Annotated in this window: 22 protein-coding genes; 4 read left to right on the top strand and 18 right to left on the bottom strand. The window is 50.5% G+C overall.

Features of this window, described 5'->3' with window-relative positions:
• The 5 genes from SIC45_RS01545 to SIC45_RS01525 all read right to left on the bottom strand — a co-directional run bounded on the left by SIC45_RS01545 (position 1) and on the right by SIC45_RS01525 (position 5,878).
• A complete protein-coding gene (locus SIC45_RS01545) occupies positions 1-600 on the bottom strand; it encodes a short chain dehydrogenase (RefSeq protein WP_319630825.1) in 600 nt (199 codons plus the stop codon).
• An 82-nt stretch (positions 601-682) separates the two neighbouring features.
• Positions 683-2,122, bottom strand: a complete 1,440-nt coding sequence (locus tag SIC45_RS01540; protein WP_319630824.1) for a sucrose-6-phosphate hydrolase — start codon at positions 2,120-2,122, stop codon at positions 683-685.
• Between the two features lie 10 nt (positions 2,123-2,132).
• A complete protein-coding gene (locus tag SIC45_RS01535) occupies positions 2,133-3,572 on the bottom strand; it encodes a sucrose-specific PTS transporter subunit IIBC (protein ID WP_319630823.1) in 1,440 nt (479 codons plus the stop codon).
• A 208-nt stretch (positions 3,573-3,780) separates the two neighbouring features.
• Positions 3,781-4,617 carry a PRD domain-containing protein gene (locus SIC45_RS01530; protein ID WP_319630822.1) on the bottom strand — a complete coding sequence of 279 codons (837 nt, stop codon included), beginning with the start codon at positions 4,615-4,617 and terminating at the stop codon, positions 3,781-3,783.
• 142 nt (positions 4,618-4,759) lie between these two features.
• Positions 4,760-5,878, bottom strand: coding sequence for a glycerol dehydrogenase (locus SIC45_RS01525; protein ID WP_319630821.1), 1,119 nt, complete (start codon positions 5,876-5,878; stop codon positions 4,760-4,762).
• Positions 5,879-6,033: 155 nt separating this feature from the next.
• On the opposite strand from SIC45_RS01525, the gene SIC45_RS01520 reads away from it, so the two are divergent.
• The 3 genes from SIC45_RS01520 (at position 6,034) to fdhD (ending at position 9,055) form a co-directional block, all read left to right on the top strand.
• Positions 6,034-6,543: a sigma factor-like helix-turn-helix DNA-binding protein gene (locus SIC45_RS01520; protein WP_319630820.1), complete on the top strand. Its 510-nt coding sequence runs from the start codon at positions 6,034-6,036 to the stop codon at positions 6,541-6,543.
• A 112-nt stretch (positions 6,544-6,655) separates the two neighbouring features.
• Positions 6,656-8,095 (top strand): alanine/glycine:cation symporter family protein, encoded by a 1,440-nt coding sequence (locus SIC45_RS01515; RefSeq protein WP_319630819.1) that lies wholly within the window; start codon positions 6,656-6,658, stop codon positions 8,093-8,095.
• A 147-nt stretch (positions 8,096-8,242) separates the two neighbouring features.
• The gene (gene fdhD, locus SIC45_RS01510; RefSeq protein WP_319630818.1) at positions 8,243-9,055 is read left to right on the top strand and encodes a formate dehydrogenase accessory sulfurtransferase FdhD; all 813 of its coding nucleotides are present in this window, start codon (positions 8,243-8,245) and stop codon (positions 9,053-9,055) included.
• A 17-nt stretch (positions 9,056-9,072) separates the two neighbouring features.
• Here fdhD and SIC45_RS01505 read toward each other — a convergent pair whose 3' ends face one another.
• The 8 genes from SIC45_RS01505 to SIC45_RS01470 form a co-directional block, all read right to left on the bottom strand.
• Positions 9,073-9,729, bottom strand: coding sequence for an MOSC domain-containing protein (locus SIC45_RS01505; RefSeq protein WP_319630817.1), 657 nt, complete (start codon positions 9,727-9,729; stop codon positions 9,073-9,075).
• A 36-nt stretch (positions 9,730-9,765) separates the two neighbouring features.
• A complete protein-coding gene (locus SIC45_RS01500) occupies positions 9,766-10,686 on the bottom strand; it encodes a DMT family transporter (protein WP_319630816.1) in 921 nt (306 codons plus the stop codon).
• Between the two features lie 122 nt (positions 10,687-10,808).
• Complete coding sequence (locus tag SIC45_RS01495; RefSeq protein ID WP_319630815.1) at positions 10,809-11,453, bottom strand: DUF4396 domain-containing protein; 645 nt, start codon at positions 11,451-11,453, stop codon at positions 10,809-10,811.
• A gap of 110 nt (positions 11,454-11,563) precedes the next feature.
• Complete coding sequence (locus SIC45_RS01490; RefSeq protein ID WP_319630814.1) at positions 11,564-12,796, bottom strand: MFS transporter; 1,233 nt, start codon at positions 12,794-12,796, stop codon at positions 11,564-11,566.
• A 125-nt stretch (positions 12,797-12,921) separates the two neighbouring features.
• A complete protein-coding gene (locus SIC45_RS01485) occupies positions 12,922-13,446 on the bottom strand; it encodes a 5' nucleotidase, NT5C type (protein ID WP_319630813.1) in 525 nt (174 codons plus the stop codon).
• Positions 13,447-13,505: 59 nt separating this feature from the next.
• Positions 13,506-14,597, bottom strand: a complete 1,092-nt coding sequence (locus SIC45_RS01480; protein WP_319630812.1) for an NAD(P)-dependent alcohol dehydrogenase — start codon at positions 14,595-14,597, stop codon at positions 13,506-13,508.
• Between the two features lie 65 nt (positions 14,598-14,662).
• On the bottom strand, positions 14,663-15,175 hold the full coding sequence (locus SIC45_RS01475; RefSeq protein WP_319632908.1) for a GNAT family N-acetyltransferase: 513 nt from the start codon (positions 15,173-15,175) through the stop codon (positions 14,663-14,665).
• A 5-nt stretch (positions 15,176-15,180) separates the two neighbouring features.
• Positions 15,181-15,954, bottom strand: a complete 774-nt coding sequence (locus SIC45_RS01470) for an NAD(P)-dependent oxidoreductase (protein ID WP_319630811.1) — start codon at positions 15,952-15,954, stop codon at positions 15,181-15,183.
• Between the two features lie 140 nt (positions 15,955-16,094).
• On the opposite strand from SIC45_RS01470, the gene SIC45_RS01465 reads away from it, so the two are divergent.
• Positions 16,095-16,556, top strand: a complete 462-nt coding sequence (locus SIC45_RS01465; RefSeq protein WP_319630810.1) for an OsmC family protein — start codon at positions 16,095-16,097, stop codon at positions 16,554-16,556.
• 28 nt (positions 16,557-16,584) lie between these two features.
• Here the strand turns inward: SIC45_RS01465 and SIC45_RS01460 are convergent, their stop codons facing one another.
• From SIC45_RS01460 to SIC45_RS01440, 5 genes are all read right to left on the bottom strand, one after another.
• Positions 16,585-17,157, bottom strand: a complete 573-nt coding sequence (locus SIC45_RS01460; RefSeq protein WP_298784939.1) for a thioredoxin family protein — start codon at positions 17,155-17,157, stop codon at positions 16,585-16,587.
• A gap of 45 nt (positions 17,158-17,202) precedes the next feature.
• The gene (locus SIC45_RS01455; protein ID WP_319630809.1) at positions 17,203-17,952 is read right to left on the bottom strand and encodes a sugar phosphate isomerase/epimerase; all 750 of its coding nucleotides are present in this window, start codon (positions 17,950-17,952) and stop codon (positions 17,203-17,205) included.
• A gap of 99 nt (positions 17,953-18,051) precedes the next feature.
• Positions 18,052-19,542 carry a rhamnulokinase family protein gene (locus SIC45_RS01450; RefSeq protein WP_319630808.1) on the bottom strand — a complete coding sequence of 497 codons (1,491 nt, stop codon included), beginning with the start codon at positions 19,540-19,542 and terminating at the stop codon, positions 18,052-18,054.
• On the bottom strand, positions 19,539-20,759 hold the full coding sequence (rhaI, locus tag SIC45_RS01445; RefSeq protein ID WP_319630807.1) for an L-rhamnose isomerase: 1,221 nt from the start codon (positions 20,757-20,759) through the stop codon (positions 19,539-19,541). Before rhaI ends, SIC45_RS01450 begins: the two co-directional genes overlap by 4 nt.
• 119 nt (positions 20,760-20,878) lie before the next feature.
• On the bottom strand, positions 20,879-22,966 hold the full coding sequence (locus SIC45_RS01440) for a bifunctional aldolase/short-chain dehydrogenase (RefSeq protein ID WP_319630806.1): 2,088 nt from the start codon (positions 22,964-22,966) through the stop codon (positions 20,879-20,881).
• Positions 22,967-23,136: the final 170 nt, after the last annotated feature.

The following is a 23,136-nucleotide window of genomic DNA, read 5'->3' as shown; positions in this document are numbered from 1 at the left end:
TTAGTAAACTTCGTACGTCTGGCCGGTCTGCTGGCCTTCGACGCTCTTTTGGTATGCAAGGGCAACTTTATCTCCCGACACAGGGTCAAAGCCGCGGAAAAAGCCGCCAAGCTTTTCTGCCGATTCGACCAGCAGATTCGGACTGATGTTATTAATCCGGATCCCTCTTGGCAGTTCAATGGCCGCGGAGGTGACGAAGCCTTTCACGGCGCCATTTGCCATTGCAGCGGATGTGCCCTGGGGAATCGGATCATCCATCATGACGCCGGATGTAAGCGTGAAGCTGCCACCGTCATTTACGTACGGAATACCGAGCAGCACCAGGTTGATCTGGCCCTTCATTTTACTGTTGATGGCCGTCTGGTTCTTTTCCGGAGTCAGCTCGGTGAGCGGAGCAAAGCCGGCACTCCCGGAGGCTGTAATAACTGCATCCACACGGCCGGTGGATTCATACATCTGACGGATACTGTCTTCATCCGTAATGTCCACCTGCACGTCCCGGCCGTTACGTCCGGCACAAAGAATGTCGTGGTTATCCTTTAAGCGTTCGTATACTGCACTTCCGATCGTGCCTGAAGCCCCGACTAACAATATGCGCATGAAAATCTTCCTTTCTTTCTCCAAAATTCTCTACGCTGTATTATTCCACTTTTTTCCGCCTTACAAACACCAGCACGTTCCATCATACCCACTGCAGAGGACGGAGCTCCCACGCGTCGACATGAAAAACGACTGGCTGCTCTGCTGAAAATTGGAGCTCTCCTTCTTCCTGCTCCGGAAACAGGCGGGAGGTTGAGACGTATTCCCCGTCGTTAACGAAAACCTCTGCAGAAGAACAGTCAAACAGGCATCGAAGCGAACGCACACCGTCTATCCGGCTGGTTCGGCGCACCGGCTCGCCGGTGACCAGATCCGGCCGTTCAAAGGTAAGCGTCTGACCGCCGGCGTCATAGGAAATATGAAAATAACGGCGCCAGGAGACGGTCCAGCTTTTATCTTTCTCCACCTCCAGATAAATTTCTGCCAATGAGGCGTCCCACGACTGCCATACCAACGCCTCATCATTTACAGCAAAAACCGCCGAGGCGTGCTCCCCGCGAAGCTGCCGGTACTCTTCAATCGGCTGCTGATGCAGATGTCCGTTTTGCATCGTCAGCTCCCGGGGGACCGTCAGACAATGAACCCAGCCATTGGCAATCGTCGGTTGCGCCTGTTCCTGCTGGTCCGGGACTCCCATCCAGCCAATCAGCAGACGCCGGCCCTGCTCATCCAGAAACGTTTGCGGGGCGTAAAATTCAAAGCCCAGGTCAATTTCACGAAACTCTCCGTGGGAAAATGTGCCCGTTTCCGGGGAGAATTCGCCGGTAAAAATGCCGGTCTGATATTGGTTCTGATACCGGTACGCTTCTGCTTCAAGTCCCTGTGGAGACACGAGCAGCACCCGTGATCCGCCCAGCTCGAAAAAGTCCGGGCATTCCCACATGTAGCCAAAGGAAGCGCTAAGCGTAACGTCCTTCCCGGCGAGTGGTCCGAGAAACTCCCATTCCCATAGATCCGGCGAGCGGTACAAGAGCACCTGTCCTTCCAGATCACGGCGCTGGGCACCAATCACGAGCCACCACAACCCGGCTTCAAACCATACTTTTGGATCGCGGACGTGAGCGGTATAGCCTTCCGGTTGATAAATCACCGGGCCGTGCTTTTCAAACTTTACTCCGTCGTTTGAAACCGCAAGGCACTGATAGCTTGTCCGGTTCCCGTCTTCATCCTTAACGTTGCCGGTATAAAACAAATACAATTGGCCCTCATGTGCTACTGCGCTGCCGGAGTAGCAGCCGTTTTTCTCAAAATTATGCACCGGTGCGATTGCCGGGGGCAGAAGCTCCCACTGGACCCAGTCCCGGGTTGCCGCATGTCCCCACCATTTGCTGCCGTGACCGGTATGAAACGGCATCCACTGGTAAAACACATGATTCATTCCCTGCCACTGCACAAGCCCGTTCGGATCATTCATCAACCCTGAAGGAGGCATCAAATGAAACTGCTGTCGAAAGGGGCCTGCCGCTTCGACTGTTTGTACTATTTTTTCTGCTTCTTTTCGAAGAGCCTGCTCCTCTTTCATCGCTTCCTCCTTATACAGCTTTTTCTTCGCTGTCATTTTCTGTTTTTGTTTCTTCTTTCTTCGGCTGCTGTTCTTCTTCCTGCCAGCCCAGCAGCCACGCTGCCGTAAACGCGCCGCCCACAGCGACCAGTATACCAATGGCATAATTAATCGGGTCATTGGCAATTGCAAACATCGGGAGCCCGGTCACCCCGATACCGTTCGCTGTAACATTGGTAATTGTTACGTACGCCCCGCCGAGAGCTCCGCCAATAGCAGCACCGATGAACGGACGGCGGCAGCGGAGGTTCACCCCGAAAATGACTGGCTCTGTAATGCCGAGAAAAGCAGCGAAGGCTGAAGGACCAGCGATTTCTTTCATTTTTTTACTTTTCGTTTTTACCCAGACCGCGAGCCCGGCGCCGCCCTGGGCTACGTTGGCCATCGCCCAAATAGGGAGCAGGTAGTTAAAGCCGATCTGGCCGAGAATTTCTGCCTCAATCGCGTGAAAGCTGTGGTGTACACCGGTTAGAACGATCAGCGAATACAAACCGCCAAAAACGAGACCGGCAAAACCGGCACCGGAATCATACAAAAACGACAGCGATGTGGTTACACCTTCACCGAGCAGACGGCCAAGCGGACCTACAACCATCAGTGCTACAAAGCCGGTGGTCATGATCGTTAAAAATGGTGTCACAAGAAGGTCCACCATATTCGGAACAACTTTACGGAACAGCTTTTCAAGCCAGCACATGACATACACCGTCAGCAGTACTGGTATAACCGTGCCCTGATAGCCGAGCAGCTCAATATTCATGCCGGCAAAATTGAGCATCTCCGGCTCGACGCCGCCCTCCTGAAGGCCCCACGGATTCAAAAGAGTCGGGTGGGTCATAATCCCGCCGACCACAGCCCCTAAGTAAGTATTCCCGCCAAACTCACGAGCTGCGCTGTAGCCAATCAAAATCGGGAGAATAATGAAGGCGGCCGAGGAGAACATATCCAACAGAATGTACAGCGAGCTTTCACTATTCGCCAATCCAAAACGGTTTAATAAATTCAGCAGCCCCATCAGCATACCGGCGGCGACAATGGCCGGAATAATTGGCACGAAAATATTGGAAAGCACTTTCGCAAACCGTGATACCGGATTCATTTTCTTTTTTATTGCTTCGTTATGATCCATCTGCTTTTGTTTATGCTCTGCGGACTCGTCATCGAGACCAATTTCCTCGGCAAACGGCTGAAACACTTTATTAACCGTGCCGGTACCAAAAATAATCTGAAACTGGCCGGAGCTTGAAAAAGCTCCTTTTACTCCTTCCAAGTCTTCAATTTCCTGCTTATCGATTTGGCTCTCATCGTCAATAACCAGCCGGAGCCTTGTGGCGCAGTGGCTGGCGCTGATAATGTTATCTTTGCCGCCAAGGAGCGGCACCAGTTCTTTTGCTATTTGTTTATGATCCATCAGGAAACTCCCTCCCCCTAAACTAACGGAAGCTGTTTTTAGACATAAAAAAGACCCAAAACGAGAAGAGTAAACGTGTGCCTAGGATACACGTGTCCTGTCCTCATTTTGGGTCTTGCCTGCTCAAAGCAGTAACAACTCCCGATATGTGTAATGTACGAAAAGTATACAAAAAGAAAAGATTCATGTCAACGCTTTCTTTTCATTTCTATGAAATCGACTGGTTCGATAAAATGCGCTGAATATGAAGCGCAATATAGCCGATTTCCGGCAGAGGAAACGGCAGTCCCGCCTCCTGTTTAACATAATCAGCCAGCTCGTATGCAACAGCATAGGCCTTTTCATATTTCGTCTGGATCAGTTCGAGCATCTCGGTGTCCATGTCATCAAACACTTTTCCGTCCTCTGCTCTTGAAAGTGCAAAGTTTAAATGAACGACGAGCCGGTGATACGACATACCTCGGTCCGCAAGCTCGAGACCGGCACGATCTTCTACAATTTGAATCAGCTCCTGGATCAGTGAGGTTCTGTGCATCGTTTCCTCCATTGATCCGGTCTGCAGCTTTGCCGTATGCAGATGCAGCGCAATATGCCCTGCTTCATCCTCCGGCAGCTCGACCCCCAGATCTTTTTTTATCTTTTGAATGGCCCAGACGCCGATGCTGTACTCCTCCTGATAAAGAGCCTTAATTTCATGAAGCAGCTTATTTTCTATGGTAAACCCCTGCTGAATACGTTCGAGTGCAAACGCCAGGTGATCGATGATGGAAATATGAATGTGATCGCTGAGCGGCAGATGCATTTCCCCTTCCGCGTAGCTGATAATTTCTTCCCCAACTTCAATAACTTCAATTGGAAGAGTCTTCAAAAGCTGTTCAAATTTTGGCGTCTCTTCCTCCATGCTGAAAATCTTTTCTATCTTCTTTTGATTAACGGGATCATTTTTGCCTTTTTGAAACCCGATTCCCGGACCGAAAATGATCTTTTCCCGGTCACTGTGATGGACGACTACCGCATTGTTGTTCAGTACACGCAGGATCTTCATGCACCGGCCTCCTTTCCTTCGATACTATATCACCCTCCAGCCGATAATTCACGCGGAATTATATTCGTCTTTCCTGGAAAAGATAACACAAAAAGCCGCCGGGCGTATAACCTGGCGGCTTTCGTGAACGAACAGTTGAATGCTATTTCAGGCCGTGCTCTTTTTTGTACGCTTTCGCGTACTGATCGGCTGCCTGCATGGCGCTTACCACGTCATAAGGCGTCAGTTCAAACGGCATATTGTGGCTGCTTTCTCCTTCGGTTAAGGCCGCTTCCGCCACTTTCATTAATTCATCCTCCGACGCGTCTCCAAGATGAAGGTCCTCAAGCGTAATCGGCAGCTCCAGGCGGTAATACAGATCCACATATTTTTCAAATTCCTCTTTCGAACGGTTCTCAAGCGTCAGCTGACTCAGGGTGCCAAAGGCTACTTTTTCCCCGTGCGTCATGTGGTGCACCTCTCCGTCGAGAACAGTAAATCCGTTGTGAATCGCATGTGCAAGCGCAAGACCGCCGCTTTCAAACCCAAGACCGCTCAAAAGCGTGTTGGCTTCGACAATCTGCTCAAGGGCATGAGTGACAATCTGTCTTTTGTTGGACTCATAGGCGAGGAGGCCATACTGAAACAGCGTTTCTTCACATTTTTCCGCGATCGCAGCTCCGGCTATCGTGGAAAGCCCTCCGGACATGGCGTTGGCGTTCGCCTGAATGGCCATGCGCGCTTCCACCCATGTGGCCATCGCATCCGCAATGCCGGAAGCGAGAAAACGAGGCGGGGCGCCGGCGATAATTTTGGAATCCATCACGATCAAATCCGGGTTTTTCGAATAGAACCGGTACGATTCGAACACCCCTTCATCTGAATAAATGACGGAAAGAGCGCTCGTCGGAGCATCTGTGGACGCCGTCGTCGGAACGATGACGCAGTAGGCATCCGGAATCTGATCACGTACCCCTTTTGCTGTATCAAGCGTCTTGCCGCCGCCTACAGCAACAATCATTTCTGCGCCGGCCGATTTGGCTTCTTCGATAATCCGGTTAATTTCCCCCGTGGAGGCTTCACCATTAAAAGTAATGTTCACAGCATCGATGCTCTGCTGCTTGAGGCTGTCGACCACTCTGTTACCGGCCAGATTCCATACAAATTCGTCTGCAATCACAATTGCTTTACTGCCCATCTCTTTAACGTAGGAACCTACTTCATCCACCACGTCAACACCCTGCACATATTTACTCGGACTGATAAATACTTTGTTTCCCATTTCCATTCCTCCCGCTTCAATTTTATATCCTTTGTTCCTATTCCCCACTGTTTAATTTTTATTCAACAAATAATAAGAACAAATGTTCGTATAAAGGTTGTCATTTTTTACAGAAGATGTCTTTTATACATACAACCAAAAAGGAGGAATCCATATTGACCACATTTTTTCATCAGCAAAAGCTCATTCAACACTTCTTTGAATCCTCAGACCACCAATACTTTTTGGAGCATGGATATACAGATAAGCTCGACGAGGCCTTTCGTGCCTTTTTCCTCGATGTGAAAAAGCGGGTGTTCATGCAGAAGACAATTTACTGGGCAGCGGTTCACTATGATAAGCGGGAGAGAAAGCACCGGGACCGCTTTCCACTTGCTGTCGATACTGAGGAGGAGACGTCTGAGAAGCTTCTTCCGGCCGCTGCTTTTACAGAACAGATCCGGAATTTTTCCCGTGAACTCGCCGGACATATTGAAAATCCGGAGCTTTACGGTATTATTCAGCAGCAGCCGGAAAAGGAACAAGCTGTACTGTACGCCCTGTTTGTTGAAGGATCGACCATGACGGAGACAGCCCGGGCAATGAACGTTTCCCCGCAGGCCGTATCTAAAATGAAGCAAAAATCCCTTCGCATCTTAAAAACTCATTTGGAAAACTGTCATTGATAAGTAATTTAAGTTTTTTCCTGTCATCATTTACAGGAATTCCTTGAAAACAGTGTCGGAGAGCCTTTGAAAAATGTATAATAGGTGCAACCTTAATTGAAGGAGGATACATATGGGAAATTGGTTAACAGCTGATACTTGGTTTTATAACCTTGTAGGATCTCTCAGTGACGTGATCTGGAGCTACTTGTTAATCGCACTTTTACTTATCTTAGGCGTTTATTTCACCATCCGTACCGGCTTCGTGCAGTTCCGGATGCTCAAAGAGATGTTTGTTCTGTTATTCAAGGAAGGGACCGACCGTTCCGGGTTTAAAGACAGAAAAGGCACGAGCGCCTTCCAGGCATTTGCGATCAGTACCGCTGCCCGTGTCGGCACCGGGAACCTTGCCGGGGTGGCCCTTGCCATCAGCGCCGGCGGACCTGGCGCCATTTTCTGGATGTGGGTCATCGCTATTATCGGTGCCGCTACCGGGTTTGTGGAAAGTACCCTTGCACAAATGTATAAAGTAAAGGATAAGGACGGCTTCCGCGGGGGACCAGCCTATTACATGGAGCAGGCGCTGAACGCCCGCTGGCTCGGAATTATCTTTGCTGTCTTGATTACGCTTTGTTTCGGCTTTATTTTCAACGGCGTGCAGACCAACACGATCGCCCAGGCGTTCAACGGGGCTTATAACATCCCACCAGTTTACGTTGGGCTTGCTATTATGCTTTTGATTGGCGTCATTATTTACGGCGGTATCCGGCGCATCGCTGTAGTAGCTGAAATTATTGTTCCAATCTTCGCTTCGCTTTACGTTATTGTAGCTATCATTATTATGATTCTTAACATTGCCGATGTGCCTCAGGTATTCGGTCTGATTTTCGGCCAGGCCTTCGGGATTCGCGAGGTTGCCGGCGGGACAGTCGGGGGCGCTCTTATGCTCGGCATCCAGCGTGGTCTCTTTTCCAATGAGGCCGGTATGGGTAGTGCGCCGAACGCAGCAGCCACGGCCTATGTCAGTCACCCGGTCAAGCAGGGACTCGTTCAGTCTCTTGGTGTTCTGACGGACACGCTCATTATATGCAGCGCGACAGCGTTCATCATTCTGCTTTCCGGCACGTACGCAGATGCCGGGGCAAATATTGAAGGCATTCAGCTGACCCAGCAGGCACTCGCCTTCCACCTGGGAGGCTGGGCACAGACATTCGTTTCTCTTGCGATTTTCTTCTTTGCCTTCAGCTCCCTGCTCGGGAACTATTACTACGGGGAAGTGAACGTGGAATTTATTTCTCCAAAACGCAGATACGTTCAAATCTTCCGTGTCTGCTTCCTTCTGTTCGTTCTTTTAGGCGCAGCAAGCGGCCTCGAGCTTGTATGGGCGATGGCAGATCTGTTTATGGGCTTAATGGCAGTCGTTAACCTTATAGCCATTGCACTGCTCGGCCATATCGTTGCTGCTGCACTCAAAAACTACACAGACCAGCGCAAACAGGGAATCGATCCGGTCTTTTACAATGACAGCATCCCATGGCTGAAAAATTTAAAAGCCTGGGGCAAAAAACGATAATTCTGCATCATTCAGCCTGCCTCCTTTCAATAGGATGCAGGCTTTTTGTGCATTTTTTTCTGTATAATTTGTCTCTCATGGTACGATGAAAATATAATCACACAATTATCCTCCGTGCCGGGCACGGGTTTTGAAAGGAGTACGCCTATGCCAGACCGCTCCACCGCCATCCAGCCTATCGTCTCCTACTCGCCGGAAGAGGGGCTTTACGCAGCAGAAGACCAGGTCGCTCTGGAAAAGCCGATGACAATTGTCGTAAATGACGAAGAGTTCGCAACGCTTGTATGCACTCCCACCCACGTGGAGGAGCTCATCGTCGGATTTCTCGCATCCGAAGGAGTCGTCTTATTCTACCGGGAGATTGAATCGATTTCTGTCGACGATGACCTGGGCTTTGCCTACGTCTCCATCAACTCCAACCGGGTTAAGGAAGCCTCCTTTTACTCCAAGCGCGTGATTGGTTCCTGCTGCGGAAAAAGCCGCCAGTTTTATTTTCAAAGCGATGTCCAGACCGCAAAAACAGCTGTGACCAAACGTACACTGACACCGGAGCAGTGTCTCGGATTTATGAAGGAAATGCAGGACAACAGCGTCGTGTTTAAAAATACCGGCGGCGTCCATAACGCTGCCATCTGCGATACAGACGGTATCATTGTCGACCGTTCCGACATCGGCCGGCATAATGCCCTCGATAAGCTGTACGGGCACTGCTTGATGAACGGCATTCAGGTACGCGATAAGATACTTGTTTTCAGCGGGCGTTTAAGCTCCGAGGTGCTGACAAAGGCGGCCAAAATGGGCATGGGTATTATTTTATCCAAATCTGCCCCGACGAACCTTGCGATCCGTCTTGCAGATGATTTGAACATTACAGCCGTCGGATTTATCCGGGGCTCTACCTTTAATGTTTATGCGCATGCCGAACGAATCAGCGCCGACGTCCCTTCTGCGACAAAATAAGCACCGGCCCTTATGGGTCAGTGCTTATTTTTTAGCTTATTCAGCTTTTTGTGCAGGGACTTTTTCCATTCCTCTGAAAGAGAAGCACATTCCAGTGCTTCTTCAACCTCTGCAGGATCTTCTGAATGATAGGTGATCCGGTTCACGCCAGCGACGCTTAACGAGGTCGTTCTCGTTTCCAGACGCAGCGGCTGATGTTTTTCTACGGTGCCCGCCTGGCGCACCCGCAGATAATAGCCGGAATAGCTTGTTTCCCGAACGTAAAGGGGCAGTTTTTTAATGCCGTGGCGCTTCGCAATTTTATAGCAGGGCTCCCGGGGCTGGCTGATTTCCACGACTGCTTCTCCCCAACGGAAAACATCGCCGATCATCACATCCTCCTCTACTCCGTTCTGTACCGTAATATTTTCCCCAAATCCTCCGTGCGGCAGTGCATCCTCGAGCGTTCTGCTCCAGTAGGCGTAATGCTCCCATGGATATACACAAACTGCTTTCTCCGGGCCGCCATGGCTCTTTTTATCTGCCTGTTCGTCTCCCTCCAGACCAGTCTCCGATAAATACAGGGACTCTTCGGAACGCTTTATTTTATTAATAGCCGAGAATACCGGCTTTTCTTCTTCGGCTGAGATGTTTTCCGGTTTTCCCGTAAACCATTCCATTACGCGTATGTTCATATGCTGCCTCCTCCTCGTGCAGTGCAAATTTTTTATTTAAGACTCCCGGTTTAAAGAAGCTTTCCCCAGCATTTTTCCAAGCAGCGTATCACCATAAACCGTAGCAATAATCGCCACAAAAACGAGCACAATGCCAATGGTCTGCCAGAGCGTAAAGGAATCCCCAAAAACAGCTACGCCAATTATAATCGCTACTACCGGCTCAATAATGGAAAGAATGGAGGCCCGTGAAGATTCCACGTGAGTAAGACCGGCTGTGTATGCCACATAAGCGACCGTTGTTGCCGCCACCGCAAGCCCGATGCCGTTCCACCATACCCCGGGCTCCGTAAAAACTTCCGCCTTTTCCCACAAACGGCTTGCAGGAAGTAAAAACAGGCCGCCAAGGATCATGGAATAGGTCGTGATTGTAAGCGGATGATACCGGGCGCTTAAAAATTTCCCAAAAATGCTGTAAAGGGCGTAAAAGAAGCCAGAAGCAATTCCGAACAGAACAGCAGCTGCGGCGATGCTGTCCGAGCCAAGTGGGATCAGCCCCACGGCGTACATGCACCCGGTAATCATTATCACAAGCGACGCTATTTTTCCGGCTGTCAGCGCTTCCTTAAAAACGAACTTGGCAATAACGGCCACGAACAATGGTCCCGTGTACAGCATCACCACTGCAAGAGAGATGCCGGACACCTCCATCACGGAGAAAAAGAAAAAGTTAAAAAAAGCAATGCTGATAATCCCCGTGCCGACAAACAGCGGCAGATCCTGCCAGCGGATGCGCAGCAGGCTTCTCTCCACAACACTTAAAAACAGGGTAATAATAACCGCTGAAAAAATCAGGCGGATGCCTACGACCTCCCACGGCGTGAATCCATATGTATACAGGTTTTGCACAAACAGCCCCGTTGTTCCCCACAATGCCGCCCCAGCCAGGACGAGCAGATAAGCTAACCGTGCCGGCATGATCCTCTCTCCTTTATATGCTTCACTGCATTACTTATATGAAATAAGCTTATCATATCCCCAGACCAGTCTGACAAAATCTGCATAAAAAAACAGAAGACCATGCGGCCTTCTGCCTTTGTTTACATCGCGTGCTTGATGCCTTTGTCGACGAGCCACCAGTTCACCGGATAGCTGGTTAAAAATCCGATCACCATCGCGATCTGCATCATAAACCAGAAGGTCGGGCCGGCCGGGCTCGGCGGGGTGGCAAAGAACACAAAATGAACGAGCGCCATAAAACCAAACATGCCGATCTGGTACGCGACAAGCGACAGCGTGTCCGCCTTGGCAGCCTGTTTGATGCCATGGCTTTTGCTCATGTTGTCATGCATCGGCAGAATAGACGCCAGCTGAAAGAAAATCCCGAACGTATAGGCGAGGATAAATTCCACGATATAGTCGGCAAAGAGCCGGGTGCCTGCGATGGTCCAGCCCAGGGCGACGACAATCGGAATGCCGACGATGTCCCCGAGTGCACAACCGGCACCGCAGTGGCTGGTGGAGGCTACCGTGGACTGCCACATCGGCTTGTCGCCGTGGCCCTTCCGGCCGATATAGTAATAGAAGAACAGGCCGAGCGGCCCGGAATACAGGACGGTGAGCGGCCAGACAATATTCATCACCATCATCGGCTGCGGGTTTTTCCGGAGATCTGCAATGACAATCACAGTAGAAATGAAGGCAGCCGCCAGTGAAACGACCGCAATAATGGAAATCGTGTCCATCGTGTTTCCCCCTTTCTTTTTATTCCATTGATAGCGATACCCCGTAACCGTATATTTTACACATCTGTGATACATAAAAAAGACTTTCCTTGCCGGAAAGCCTTGGCTGTTTATACTTCTTTGTTGCGGCCGGCGCCCATGCCGGCGCCTATCTGCAGAACCGAAACAACCATTAAAATAAGCAGGGCGGGCATCCAGGTTTCCCAGGCATCAAAGGAAGCTCCTACGAGGATCGGCCCGAGCGCAGCCATAAAATAACCTACCGACTGGGCCATTCCGGATAAATCTGCAGCCCGCTGCGGCGTCGAAGCGCGGATGCTCAACAAAGCAAGCGCCAGGCTGATGCTTCCGCCCTGCGCGAGGCCGATAAACAGCACCGCGATCGTGAGCATGAACGGTGATGTGTTTGTCATAAGCAGCACCAGGCCGAGCACCGCAATCACACCGATCACGGCAATAATGCCCTGCTGATTACGGAATCTTCCGGCAAGAATCGGCGTTAAAAATGTAGCTGGAAGACTTGCGATCTGCATGAGGGCCACAAGCCAGCCCGCAGCTGCAAGAGGCATGTTTCCAAGATTATTTAAAATATCCGGAAGCCAGGTGATGGTCACATAAAAGCCGATGGACTGCAGGCCCATAAACAATGTCACCTGCCAGGCAAGCGGAGACTTCCAAATTGATCCTTCAGAATTGCTTCGCTCTACGACTCTCACTCGGCCCGGCATCTGAAGCTGCCTGTTCTTCAGCACCATTCCCCAGCACAGCACCGCTGCTGCCGCAGGGACGACCCAGAACAGAAGCGACCACTGCCACCCCAGCCCGGCGCTGGACGCAAGCGGCACCGACACTCCTGATCCGACGGCGGCCATTAACACCATCGTAGTCGTATAAATACTGGTCATTACACCGACATTATGTGGAAATGACTCCTTAATGACACCGGGAAGGAGCACATTGAGCATTGCAATGCCCGCTCCTACAAGCAGACTCCCGGCAAATAAAAAAACAGCTTCGGGCACGTAGCGCATGACAATACCCGCAATAAGTACGAGAACACCAACCATCAAAGCCCGCTGGTGCCCAATTTTTGATCCGATTTTTGGGGCCATCGGCGAGACTGCCGCAAATGTCAGAAGCGACAGGGTCGTAATCAAACCAGCTGTTCCTCTTGTCAGGGAAATATCCTCCCGGATTAACGGGATTAACGGTCCGACGCCTGTTAACGCCGGCCGGAGATTGACCGCGAGCATAATGATTCCGGCAAACAGCAGGACAAGCTGTGCTGTTGATAAATGCTGTCCCCGCTGCCGCAGTCTTTCTCCTGTTTGTTTATTCTGCATGCTTCTCTCTCCTACGAACGCTTTTCATACTGGTTTACTCTACATCTTTTTTTATTGTACAACAACCTTTCTCTGCTTTTCTTCCTGCCAGTGCCTGAGTTCTCAATTTCGGAACATCAGGGCCTTTATGTTAAAAAATAGCGCCGAATGTCTTCCCAGTGATCTACTCTTGTATAAGCCGTGTCATAAACATTATGCGGAGCAGTGTACAAAATCCCTTTGCCGGCAAAACGTTCGAAGTGTCTGGCATTATCATCTATTAAATAATCTGCATGAATGATGCTTTTGTCGCCGCAGAATACAAAATTCATGTCTCCCAAAAAAGAAAGATTATGTTTCAGCCACTCATATTTTGCCGCAAATGATGGTGGAAATTCCATCGCTGCTGTCGTAATAAACACTTCATATTGTCTGGCAAGCTGTTCGATTACGTCCGGGGCCCCGTCCATGACCTGCAGATGACGAAAAAAAGACGGCTCGTAGAAATAAGCTTTTATCTCATCATGAAGCTCCGGATGCAGCGCTTCAAGCTTCATGCCTTTGAGGTCTTCAACAGTAACACTGTGCCCGTAATCCTTATTAAACCTATGTAGCAGCGTTGGCAGCGTATTTACCGTTACTTCATCCATATCAATCGCTATCCGTTCCATGTGAAACCTCCTTTTTTACATTAAGAAGAAGCCGCGCATATCTGCGCAGCTTCCATCTGCTATTCAAATGTGATTACTGGCTTGATCGTTTTACCTGCTTTCATATCTTCAAGGGCCTGCTCGAGCTCTTCAAATGGGTACATGGTGATCAATTTATCGAAAGGAAATTTACCCTGTTTATAATATTCGACAAGCATCGGAATGAACAGCTTCGGCACGACATCTCCCTCTACGACACCTGACATGGTGGCGTTTGGCACGATGAAGTTCTGGTGCACATGAAATTCAGTGTCTGCGCCAGCTCCGACGACGGCCGACTCCCCTTTATAGCGGAGCACATCCATCGCCTGTTTTGCCAGGGCAGCCACTCCGGTGGATTCAAGCGCATAATCTGCCCCGCCATTGGTCCACTCCTTCACTTTTTCAACGACGTCTTCGTTTTTCCCATTGATGGTGTGCGTTGCTCCGAGCTCTTTCGCCATCTCCAGACGTTCTTCATTGACGTCTACGGCAATGACCTGCAGAGCACCGGCGAGATGTGCGGCCATAACGGCACTCATACCGACTCCTCCGCAGCCAAAAATGACTATCGTATCGCCAACGCCTACGTTCAGGCGGCTGAGCACCGTGCCTGCACCAGTCTGGACACCGCAGGCTAAGGGTCCAAGCAGACGGATATCTACGTCACGGCTGACTTTTACCACATTATTGACGGGTGTCACAGCGTAGGTGGCAAGCGATCCCTGCCCGAACAAAGAAGACACTTCACTGTCTCCACTGTGAAGACGGCGGGTGCCGTCGTTCATGGTGCCGCCGAAGTTTAAGGCATTAAAATTTTCACATGCCCCGGGATGTCCTTCCCGGCAGTTACGGCACGTGCCGCAGTGTGAAAATGTGATAACCACGTGGTCGCCGGGTGCTACGTCCTGGACTCCGTCACCGACCTTTTCCACCACGCCCGCTCCTTCATGCCCTAAAGCAATCGGAAGCGGTGTCGGAATCTCCTGCTGCTGCACGCCGAGATCGGTATGACAAATACCGGCTGCAGCAATTTTCACTCTCACTTCTCCTGTTTTCGGTTCATCGAGTTCTGCTTCTTTATGCTGAATGGCGCCAGCTTCTTCACTGACGACAGCTGCCTGAATTTTCATTGTAATCCCTCCTGCTTCGTTCTTCCCATGATTGCGAAAATAGAAACAAAGCCTGGCGGCTTGAGCTATTTTAAAAAACAGACCATCCAGTGCTCATCCTCGTAGCCGTCTGCTGTTTTCATCGCTTCTTTTTCTGTCGAAAAAACAGAGAAGCCGCAGGCTTCGTACAGGCGAAGCGCATGCTCATTTCCACTCACGACGGTTAACTGCACCTGTTCGACCCCGTCTTTATCTGCCTGCTTCAATGCAGCTTCTACGAGTCTGCCTCCAAACCCGCACCCCCTGAATGCAGGCTTTACATACATAGCCAGAATCGTCGCTTTGTGCTGAAGCTTCTTCATCTGCATCGGGAGCAGGGTGATGACACCCGCAAGCTCGTTTCCGGCTTTGATGCCCCATGTAAAAGACTGACTTCCCTTTAGCCTTTCTTTATATTTCCGGACCAGATCCGGATGCTGTCTTTCCTCCTCGAGGGTGGAAGCAAAGGCCTCCGGATTCTCCTCCAGGGCCTGCATTCTAAGCTCTGCGTAGGCTTCAGCGTCTTCGACCCCTAAAATCTTCAGCTCTGCTTCCTGCATCCGTCTCACCGTCCATTCTCTTTTCCGAAGTCCTTCGCCGTAAAGTCTCCTCCCTTTTTCGGATGGCTCCCTGCCTCCACTTCACCGGCGTAGTCTTCGGCATTCTCCTGTGGCTCGTAGCCTATTTCTTTTGCCCGGGTATTTTTAAATTTCGCCCGGGTGTTGTTTGAAATGCCGTAAACAATCAGATACTCCGGCAATGCGCATGTGAGTGCCGCTTCAAATAAGCGCTCAGCATCGCGGGGGCTGAACCAGTTTTCCAAATCGTATCCGGATGCCGGCCGGTCCTGAAAATTACAGATACGCACCCCAATGCCCTTCAACCCAAATTTCTCGTGATAATAACGTCCGAGTGCCTCCCCGTATGCCTTACTGACGCCATACAGCGTGTCGGGTCGCACTGGTGAGGCTTCGTCCACCCATTCGTCCGCCGGATAAAAGCCGACCGCATGGATACTGCTGGCAAAAATCAATCGTTCCACGCCTGCCTCGGCTGCTGCCTCCATCACGTGAAACGTTCCTTTTATGTTCACCTGCTCAATTGATTCAAAGTCCACCTCAACCGGGATACCTCCCAGATGAATAACTGCATCCACCCCTTGCATCAGCTCACGGACCTCCGATTTGTCGGTGATATCCGCCTCCATGAATGTTTCTTCGCTTGTTAAATCCTCCGGAGCTTTCGCATCTGTCAGTAATAGGTCAAAACGCTTCGATAGATAGCTTCTGAGTACGGTACCGATTGTACCTGCTGCTCCTGTAAGTAATACCTTCTGCATGTATAAGCCTCCCGTTTTTCAGCATACTCTTCCATAAACCTTTTCCTGTTATTTGAAACCTGTTGCAGGCACTTTTTTTGCTTTTCCTTTTTTTATTTTTTATCCTCAAGGAAAGACTTTATGTAAAGAAGGGATAAGTTATGGCAATTGAACACTTTCATTTAACGGCAGACTGGCCCGGCGGCCGTAACGCCGTCGGCTCTATTGATGCCGGACAGCTGAAAACGGATATCTCCATTCCTGAAGAAATGGACGGCCCGGGCATTGGCACAAATCCTGATGAAATGCTCCTGGGCGCCGCAGCCACATGCTATATCATCACGCTCGGTGCCATGCTTGAGCGCGCGGAGCTTCCGATTGCCTCCATGGCGCATACGAGCGAAGGCCGCGTGGATGTCACCAACGGCGTGTTTACGTATAAAGAAATTATCCACCGCCCAGTGATCACCCTTGATGCCGAAGCTTCCAACAAGCAGATGGAAAAAGCACAGAAGCTGATTGAAAAAGCGGAAACGGCATGCATGATTTCCCGGGCCATCCAGGGAAACGTGGAGCTCACGCTGGAACCAACACTCCGCCGCACAGAGAAAGCCCGTACCTGAAAAGGCACGGGCTTTTTTATGAGGGTCGTCAGCTCTGCTCCAGCAGGTTGGTCAGTTCATAAACAACCAGCCGCTGATAGTCTGCATCGTCTCCGTATCTCGAAAAAATGCTTTCATATGCTGCCGAGCGTTCATCTGCATACGATTCATCATTTTCTGTGAGCCCCAGGCTTTTAAAATACTTCATTGGCTCCTGCACAAAAGCGGGTCTCGGCCCCCAGCTGAAATAAACCTTTCCATGTTCATCAGAAACAATCACTTTTGGCACCGAGGTGCCACCAAGGGTACGGAATTGATCGATAAAATCCGGATGGTCCTCCTGAATAAACACTTCCACCGGGATACCGGCTTTTCGCATTACTTCTACGATAACCGGGAAGTTCCGGTGCACGTCCCCGCACCAGTCTGATGCAAGGATAGAGCAGTGCAGATCATCCCTGGACTGCAGGGCGAGCAGCTTGTCCTCCGGGTGATGATTCCAGGAGAAAGCGGCCTGCCACGGCTCCATTTTTTCCCGGTACGTTGGGCGCATGCGTTCAACAAAATCATCTACGGCCAGACCCTGGCCTGTTTTATCTGAAATATCAAAAGCGGATGGCATAATTATCGTCCTCCTTGATAGTTCTCTTCCTCAGCTGCCTTTTCTTTAAACAAACGTTTTCTGAATATAATCCATGCTTATACGCACGCTTTCCAGGGGCTTCCGCCGCGAGGCGTCCTGCTCCACGATCTGCCAGGAAGCCCCGGCCTCCTCTGCTTTTTTCATAATCGCCTCAATATCCATTTTCCCTTCGCCGAGCTCCGCAAAAAATTCCTCTCTGTCTTCAGTCATATCTTTAATATGCACAAGTGAAAGCCGGTCCCTGAGCCGGTCCATCCAGGCAAAAGGGTCTTCCCCCGCCTTCTGTACCCAGTATGTATCAAGCTCCACCTGCACGTGCTCCGGCTTCATTTCCTCAAGCATGACTTCAAATGGCAGCTGTCCTTCGAGCGGGAGCAGTTCAAAATCATGGTTATGATACGAAAATGTGATGCCTTCCTTCCGGCACGCTTTTCCGATTCTGTTTAGTTCCTTCGCCGTCTGCTTATAGGCCTTCAGACTCAAACGTTTTTCTTCATCGAGGTAGGGACAGACAATGTGGCGGCATCCAAGCGCCAGATGCTTTTCTATTACCCCATCCAGGTCATCCTGAAGCTCCTCCAACGGCACATGGCTCGATACTATTTGCAGGCCAATATTCTTCATCGTCCCCGCAAGCTCTTCCGTACCAAAGCCGCCGTTCTGGCCGGCCAGCTCCACCGCTTTGTATCCCATGGATCTCACCTGCTGGAGTGTGCCAATAAAATCCTCTTCAAGCTCATTTCGAAGCGTGTAAAGCTGCAGCGCAATATTCATAGCTTCATCTCCTTTTGGTAATCGTTTACATATAGTATATACGGTTTTCCTGTTCTGTACAAAAAAGCCCCCGGACCAGAACTCCGGAGACCTTCCTCATTACGCTCTTTTTGCTTTGGACAAACCGTTTCCAAGTCCTGTCCTTTCACAGAACAACTCGTATTCCGTATTCCACGCAGTGTGCTCTTTCGGGGAAAAGGCGTTTACTTCTACTGCTTTGCGAATATAGCTGCGCGCTTCGTGCCGGTCTTTGATTTTCCCGGCAGCGGTCAGCTGCACCGTAATATTACCGAGGGCACTTGCTTCCTTCGGCCCGGCCCACACGTTACGCCCTAGTGCATTTGCCGTAAACTGGGATAGATAGGTATTTTTAATGCCGCCACCCACCATGTACAGTCCTGAAAAAGACTGGCCGGAAAGCTGCTCCGTGCGCTCGAGCACGTGCCGGTATTTCATGGCCAGGCTCTCCATAATGCACCGCACAATTTCCCCTTTGGTTTCAGGTACTTTTTGGCCGCTCTCCCGGCAGTACTCCTGAATTTGGGCAGGCATGTCTGCCGGGTGCAGAAACTGAAGGTCATCCGGATCAATATAAGACTGAAAGGCCGGCGCTTCCTCCATCTGTGCAAGCAGCGCTTCATGGGAAGCATCATCGCCGCGCCAGGCACGGCGGCACTCCTCAAAAATCCACAGCCCCATAATATTTTTCAGCAGACGGAAGGTCCGTTCCACACCGCCTTCGTTCGTGAAATTCCATTCAAACGCTTCCGGAGTTGTATTTGGTTCTTCAATCTCTGTGCCCATCAGCGACCAGGTGCCGCAGCTCAAATAGGCAAACGAAGAAGATGCCGCCGGAACTCCGGCTACTGCCGCTCCAGTATCATGTTCGGCACTTGTATACACAGGAATTGCCGGTACCTGCAGCTCCTGCTGCAGATCTTCACGCAGCTCTCCCACCCGTGTGCCCGGCATCACCACCTCAGCCATCCATTCCCTGGGCACGCCGATGGCCTTTAACAGATCTTCGTCCCAGTCCATCGTCCGGGGGTTAAACAGCTGAGTAGTGGTCGCATTAGTAAATTCGCTTTTCATTTCTCCCGTTAAAAAATAGCGCAGGAGATCAGGAATCATTAAGAGCGTCCGTGTTTCCTTCAAAGCCGGGGAATCAGCCTTTACCATCGCTTCGAGCTGGTAAATGGTATTGAACGGCAGAAACTGAATGCCGGTGCGTTCAAAAATAAATTTTTTACCGATACGCTCCGTTACCTGCTCCATCACTCCATCTGTATGAGCATCCCGGTAATGATAAGGGTGGCGCAAAAGCTCTCCGTCCTGCCCTACACAGCCGAAGTCGACCGCCCAGCTGTCGATGGCGATGCTTTCAATGTCCTGCCGCTCTTCGTAAGCTGCACGAATGCCTTCTTTTAATTCATGAAAAATGCGGTAGATATCCCAGTGAAACCGACCGTTTACCCGTACCGGTTCATTTTTAAAGCGGTGCACATCCATGGTTTCAAGCCGCCCGGCTTCGATCCAGCCAAGCACGGCTCTTCCGCTGCCTGCCCCTAAATCGAACGCGAGTACACTCACCAGCTGGCACCACCCTTGCCGCGGGAGAGAATTTTTTCCCCATAGCCGCTGGCGTGATAAGCGTCCATCGGCTTCACCGAAGCTCCTGCTTCTTCGCGAAAAGCTTCGAGCAGCGGTGTAACGTCGGCTTCAAAGGCAGACCGGATCGCGCGTTCGGCACCGAGAACGTCCTGTTTTTCCTGAGCGTTTCTCAGCTCCTCCAAATTCACCAGGCACGCCTTGGCATACATTGTCTGAACGTTTTCAATTGAACGGATCATGGCCGGGATTTTCGGCTCCAGGTTGTGGCACTGGTCAAGCATATACGCGATGCTTTCGGCGTTTTGACGAACTGCCGGATCCGGATCCTCCTCAGCCTGCACAATCTGCTGAAGAATCAAAAATACTTCATACGGATCATGGGCACCGACAATAAGGTCGTCATCTGCATATTTGCGGCTGTTAAAGTGAAAACCGCCCAGCTTCTGCTCATCGAGAAGGTATGCCACAATGTGCTCAATATTAGTCGCCTGCGGATGGTGTCCGGTATCCACCAGCACTTCCGCTTTGCTGCCAAGTTTGTTGGCTGCGTTAAATGCCATACCCCAATCTGCAAAATCAGTATGATAAAATCCTGGTTCGAAAAACTTGTATTCAATCAGCATGCGCATCGAATCATCCAGTTCGCTATACATGCTTTTCAGCCCTTCAAGCATCCAGTTTTTCCGCTTACGAAAGTCCGCCTGTCCCGGATAATTGGTGCCGTCGGCAAACCAGAGGCTTAACACATTAGAGTCTACTTTCCGGGCGATGTCAATGCATTCAAGCAGATGATCGAGCGCCTTCCGGCGGATCGACGGATCCGTATTGGTCAGGCTCCCGAATTTATAATCGTCATCCTGAAACAGGTTCGGGTTCACTGCTCCAATACTTACACCAAGACTTTCTGCATGCGTTTTCAAGTCTTTGTAATTATCTACTTTATCCCACGGAATATGAATCGCCACTGAAGGGCTTGAACCGGTGTGCTTGTGCACCTGGGCGGCGTCCTCTAATTTTTCAAAAGGATCGCGGGGTATGCCTTCCTGCTGGAATACTTTAAAACGGGTCCCGGAATCTCCAAAACCCCAGGAAGGGGTTTCAACCTGCAGCTTCTGCAGCTTCTTTTTCACCGCTTCGAGATCAATGCCCCTTGCCTGCTGCTGTTCTTCAAATAATGTATAATGACGATCACTCATGTGTTATCCTCCTATCTCTATTTCAAAAGCGGACCGCACCAGTGCCGTTCCGCTGTCTCTCTTCTTTTTTCAAAAGGGGCAAGCCACCGGGTTCTCCGGAAGGCAGCTCCCTGCTTTGTTTAGCGTGTAAAGGCCGCCGGCACACCGCCGTCTACGGTCAGCATGCACCCGGTCGTTTTTTCTGATTTCGTTGAAGCAAAGAAAGCAATCGCTTCTGCAATATCCTCCGGATAAATATTAACGAGAAGCGTTGTGCGTTTACGGTAGTGTTCATCCAGCTCGTCTGGATCAATACCGTAGGCCGCCGCCCGTTCTTCCTTCCATGAAGAGGACCAGATTTTCGATCCCTGCAGCACGGCGTCCGGCAGAACAGAGTTCACACGGATACCGTACTCCCCGCCTTCGGCTGCGATGCAGCGGGCAAGATGGGCTTCGAGCGCTTTGGCCGAGCTGTAGGCTGCCACGTTTTTCCCGGCGTATACTGAGTTTTTAGATCCGACAAATACCATGTTTCCTCCAGTCCCCTGGGCCTTCATCTGAGTGAACGCTTCACGGGCCACCAAAAAGTAGCCGGTGCCGAGCACGTCCATATTCAGCTGCCACTGCTTCAGTGTTGTTTCATCAAGCGGGCTGGAAGAAGCAAGGCCCGCATTGTTGACGATGATATCAACTCCTCCGTACTGCAGAGCCGCTTCCTTGAAAGCAGTCGCGACAGCTTCTTCAGAGGTGACATCCATTGCCACATCATATGCTCGTTCTTCTCCGTAGGCCCGCGTATATTCGTCGGCTTTTTCCTTAGCTCCGTCAGCGTTCAAGTCGGCAATCACCACATGAGCACCGTCTCCAAGCAATTCCCGGCAGGCTGCCGATCCGATTCCCCCGGCTCCTCCAGTAATAAATGCCACCTGTCTCGAGAACTCTGCTTCCGGCGGAGCAAGTGAAAGCTTATACAGCTCGAGCGGCCAGTACTCCACGTTATAGGATTCATTTTCCGACAGGGAAACGAACGATCCGAGAGCCGTGCTTCCTTTCATGACAGCAATCGCCCGGTGATAGAGTGCTCCGCTAACGTTGGCCATCCGTTTGTCCTTGCCGGTATTGACCATGCCCACGCCTGGAATTAAAATGACGCGCGGTGCCGGCTCAAACATTGTGTCGCCTTCATTTTTATTTCTTTCAAAGTACTTGGTGTATTCCTGCTTGTATGTCTCGATTCCTGCTTTTACTTTTTCAGCCAGAGCGTCCTGGCCCTCTGATGGCTTCCAGTCAACAAACAGGGGTGTTCGTTTCGTGTGCACAAGGTGGTCCGGGCAGGCTGCCCCCACCTGAGAAAGCTCAGGTGCATCTTTACTGTTCACAAATTCAAGCACCGCTTCGTCATCCGAGTACGAAAGAATCATTTTTTTATGGTCACTTACTGCTCCTCGAATAACCGGCATGACTCCGGCAAGCAGTGCTTTTCGTTCTTCCTCCGGCAGCGCCTTCGTATGTTCGCCTCCAAACACAGTCTGTTGACTTTCCTGCGTTTTTACAATGTAGTCTTCTGCTTCCTGAATCACTTCGATCGTCTGGTCATAGCTTTCCTTCGAGGTTTCTCCCCATGTCACCAGGCCGTGCTTTTCCATCAGCACCATTTCTGCATTCGGATTGTTCTGCACGCCTTCGGCGATCATTTTGGACAGCGTGAATCCCGGACGTACGTATGGCACCCAGACAAAACGGTCCCCGAATATTTCCCGGGCAATATCCTTGCCGTTGTCTGCGCAGCAAATACTAATAATGGCATCCGGATGCGTATGATCCACGTGTTTAAAAGGCAGAAAAGCGTGGAGAAGCGTTTCGATGGATGAACGAGGATGACCCGGGTCGATCATGCAGTGACGCAGGTACGCTACCATTTCCTCGTCCGGCATTTCTTCGCGCTCCATTAACGGGCGGATATCCTCCATGCTCAAAGCAGTAAAGTGTTTTTCTTCCATGGTCGCAAGGTCCGAGCCACTCCCCTTCACCCACATTACTTCGATATCTCTGCCGCGAAAGTCTTTTTCCGTGGTTTTCAGTGACGTGTTCCCACCGCCCCAGTTGCATACCGAACGGTCCTGCCCCAGCAGGTTGGAACGATAGCGAAGCTGCTCTACGCCGGTCTTAAATCTGGATGCTTCGTTCTCATTCCAGAGGTTTTTTACCTTTTTAACGTTTGTAATCATTCTTCACCCTCCATCAATCTTCTTTAAGCGTTTTCATACATTTATCCTATCATAAACCACATCAAAAACAAACATAAAACCAAATAAAACAAATAAAATTAACTATACATTTTTGTTGTTATCATTTTTAATGCTTATTTTATTACCAAAGCAGCCCTGCTTTACGCAGA

The sequence above is a fragment of the Marinococcus sp. PL1-022 genome, from assembly GCF_033845285.1.
Classification (GTDB): domain Bacteria; phylum Bacillota; class Bacilli; order Bacillales; family Marinococcaceae; genus Marinococcus.
The sequence above is the reverse complement of the archived record's forward strand: the minus strand, read 5'-3'. Positions and strand labels throughout refer to the sequence as shown.

Bases quoted from the DNA above. Each gene is read 5' to 3' on its own strand.
- SIC45_RS01500 (WP_319630816.1), bottom strand. From the start codon at position 10,686: ATGCCGGCACGGTTAGCTTATCTGCTCGTCCTGGCTGGGGCGGCATTG.
- SIC45_RS01505 (WP_319630817.1), bottom strand. From the start codon at position 9,729: ATGAACATACGCGTAATGGAATGGTTTACGGGAAAACCGGAAAACATC.
- SIC45_RS01465 (WP_319630810.1), top strand. From the start codon at position 16,095: ATGGCAATTGAACACTTTCATTTAACGGCAGACTGGCCCGGCGGCCGT.
- SIC45_RS01475 (WP_319632908.1), bottom strand. From the start codon at position 15,175: ATGCAGGAAGCAGAGCTGAAGATTTTAGGGGTCGAAGACGCTGAAGCC.
- SIC45_RS01440 (WP_319630806.1), bottom strand. From the start codon at position 22,966: ATGATTACAAACGTTAAAAAGGTAAAAAACCTCTGGAATGAGAACGAA.
- SIC45_RS01490 (WP_319630814.1), bottom strand. From the start codon at position 12,796: ATGCAGAATAAACAAACAGGAGAAAGACTGCGGCAGCGGGGACAGCAT.
- SIC45_RS01470 (WP_319630811.1), bottom strand. From the start codon at position 15,954: ATGCAGAAGGTATTACTTACAGGAGCAGCAGGTACAATCGGTACCGTA.
- SIC45_RS01545 (WP_319630825.1), bottom strand. From the start codon at position 600: ATGCGCATATTGTTAGTCGGGGCTTCAGGCACGATCGGAAGTGCAGTA.
- SIC45_RS01530 (WP_319630822.1), bottom strand. From the start codon at position 4,617: ATGAAGATCCTGCGTGTACTGAACAACAATGCGGTAGTCGTCCATCAC.
- SIC45_RS01515 (WP_319630819.1), top strand. From the start codon at position 6,656: ATGGGAAATTGGTTAACAGCTGATACTTGGTTTTATAACCTTGTAGGA.
- SIC45_RS01535 (WP_319630823.1), bottom strand. From the start codon at position 3,572: ATGGATCATAAACAAATAGCAAAAGAACTGGTGCCGCTCCTTGGCGGC.
- SIC45_RS01540 (WP_319630824.1), bottom strand. From the start codon at position 2,122: ATGAAAGAGGAGCAGGCTCTTCGAAAAGAAGCAGAAAAAATAGTACAA.
- fdhD (WP_319630818.1), top strand. From the start codon at position 8,243: ATGCCAGACCGCTCCACCGCCATCCAGCCTATCGTCTCCTACTCGCCG.
- SIC45_RS01455 (WP_319630809.1), bottom strand. From the start codon at position 17,952: ATGAATATTGCGCTGCAGCTTTACACGCTTCGAAATGAGCTTGAAGAG.
- SIC45_RS01485 (WP_319630813.1), bottom strand. From the start codon at position 13,446: ATGGAACGGATAGCGATTGATATGGATGAAGTAACGGTAAATACGCTG.
- SIC45_RS01525 (WP_319630821.1), bottom strand. From the start codon at position 5,878: ATGGGAAACAAAGTATTTATCAGTCCGAGTAAATATGTGCAGGGTGTT.
- rhaI (WP_319630807.1), bottom strand. From the start codon at position 20,759: ATGAGTGATCGTCATTATACATTATTTGAAGAACAGCAGCAGGCAAGG.
- SIC45_RS01460 (WP_298784939.1), bottom strand. From the start codon at position 17,157: ATGCCATCCGCTTTTGATATTTCAGATAAAACAGGCCAGGGTCTGGCC.
- SIC45_RS01480 (WP_319630812.1), bottom strand. From the start codon at position 14,597: ATGAAAATTCAGGCAGCTGTCGTCAGTGAAGAAGCTGGCGCCATTCAG.
- SIC45_RS01495 (WP_319630815.1), bottom strand. From the start codon at position 11,453: ATGGACACGATTTCCATTATTGCGGTCGTTTCACTGGCGGCTGCCTTC.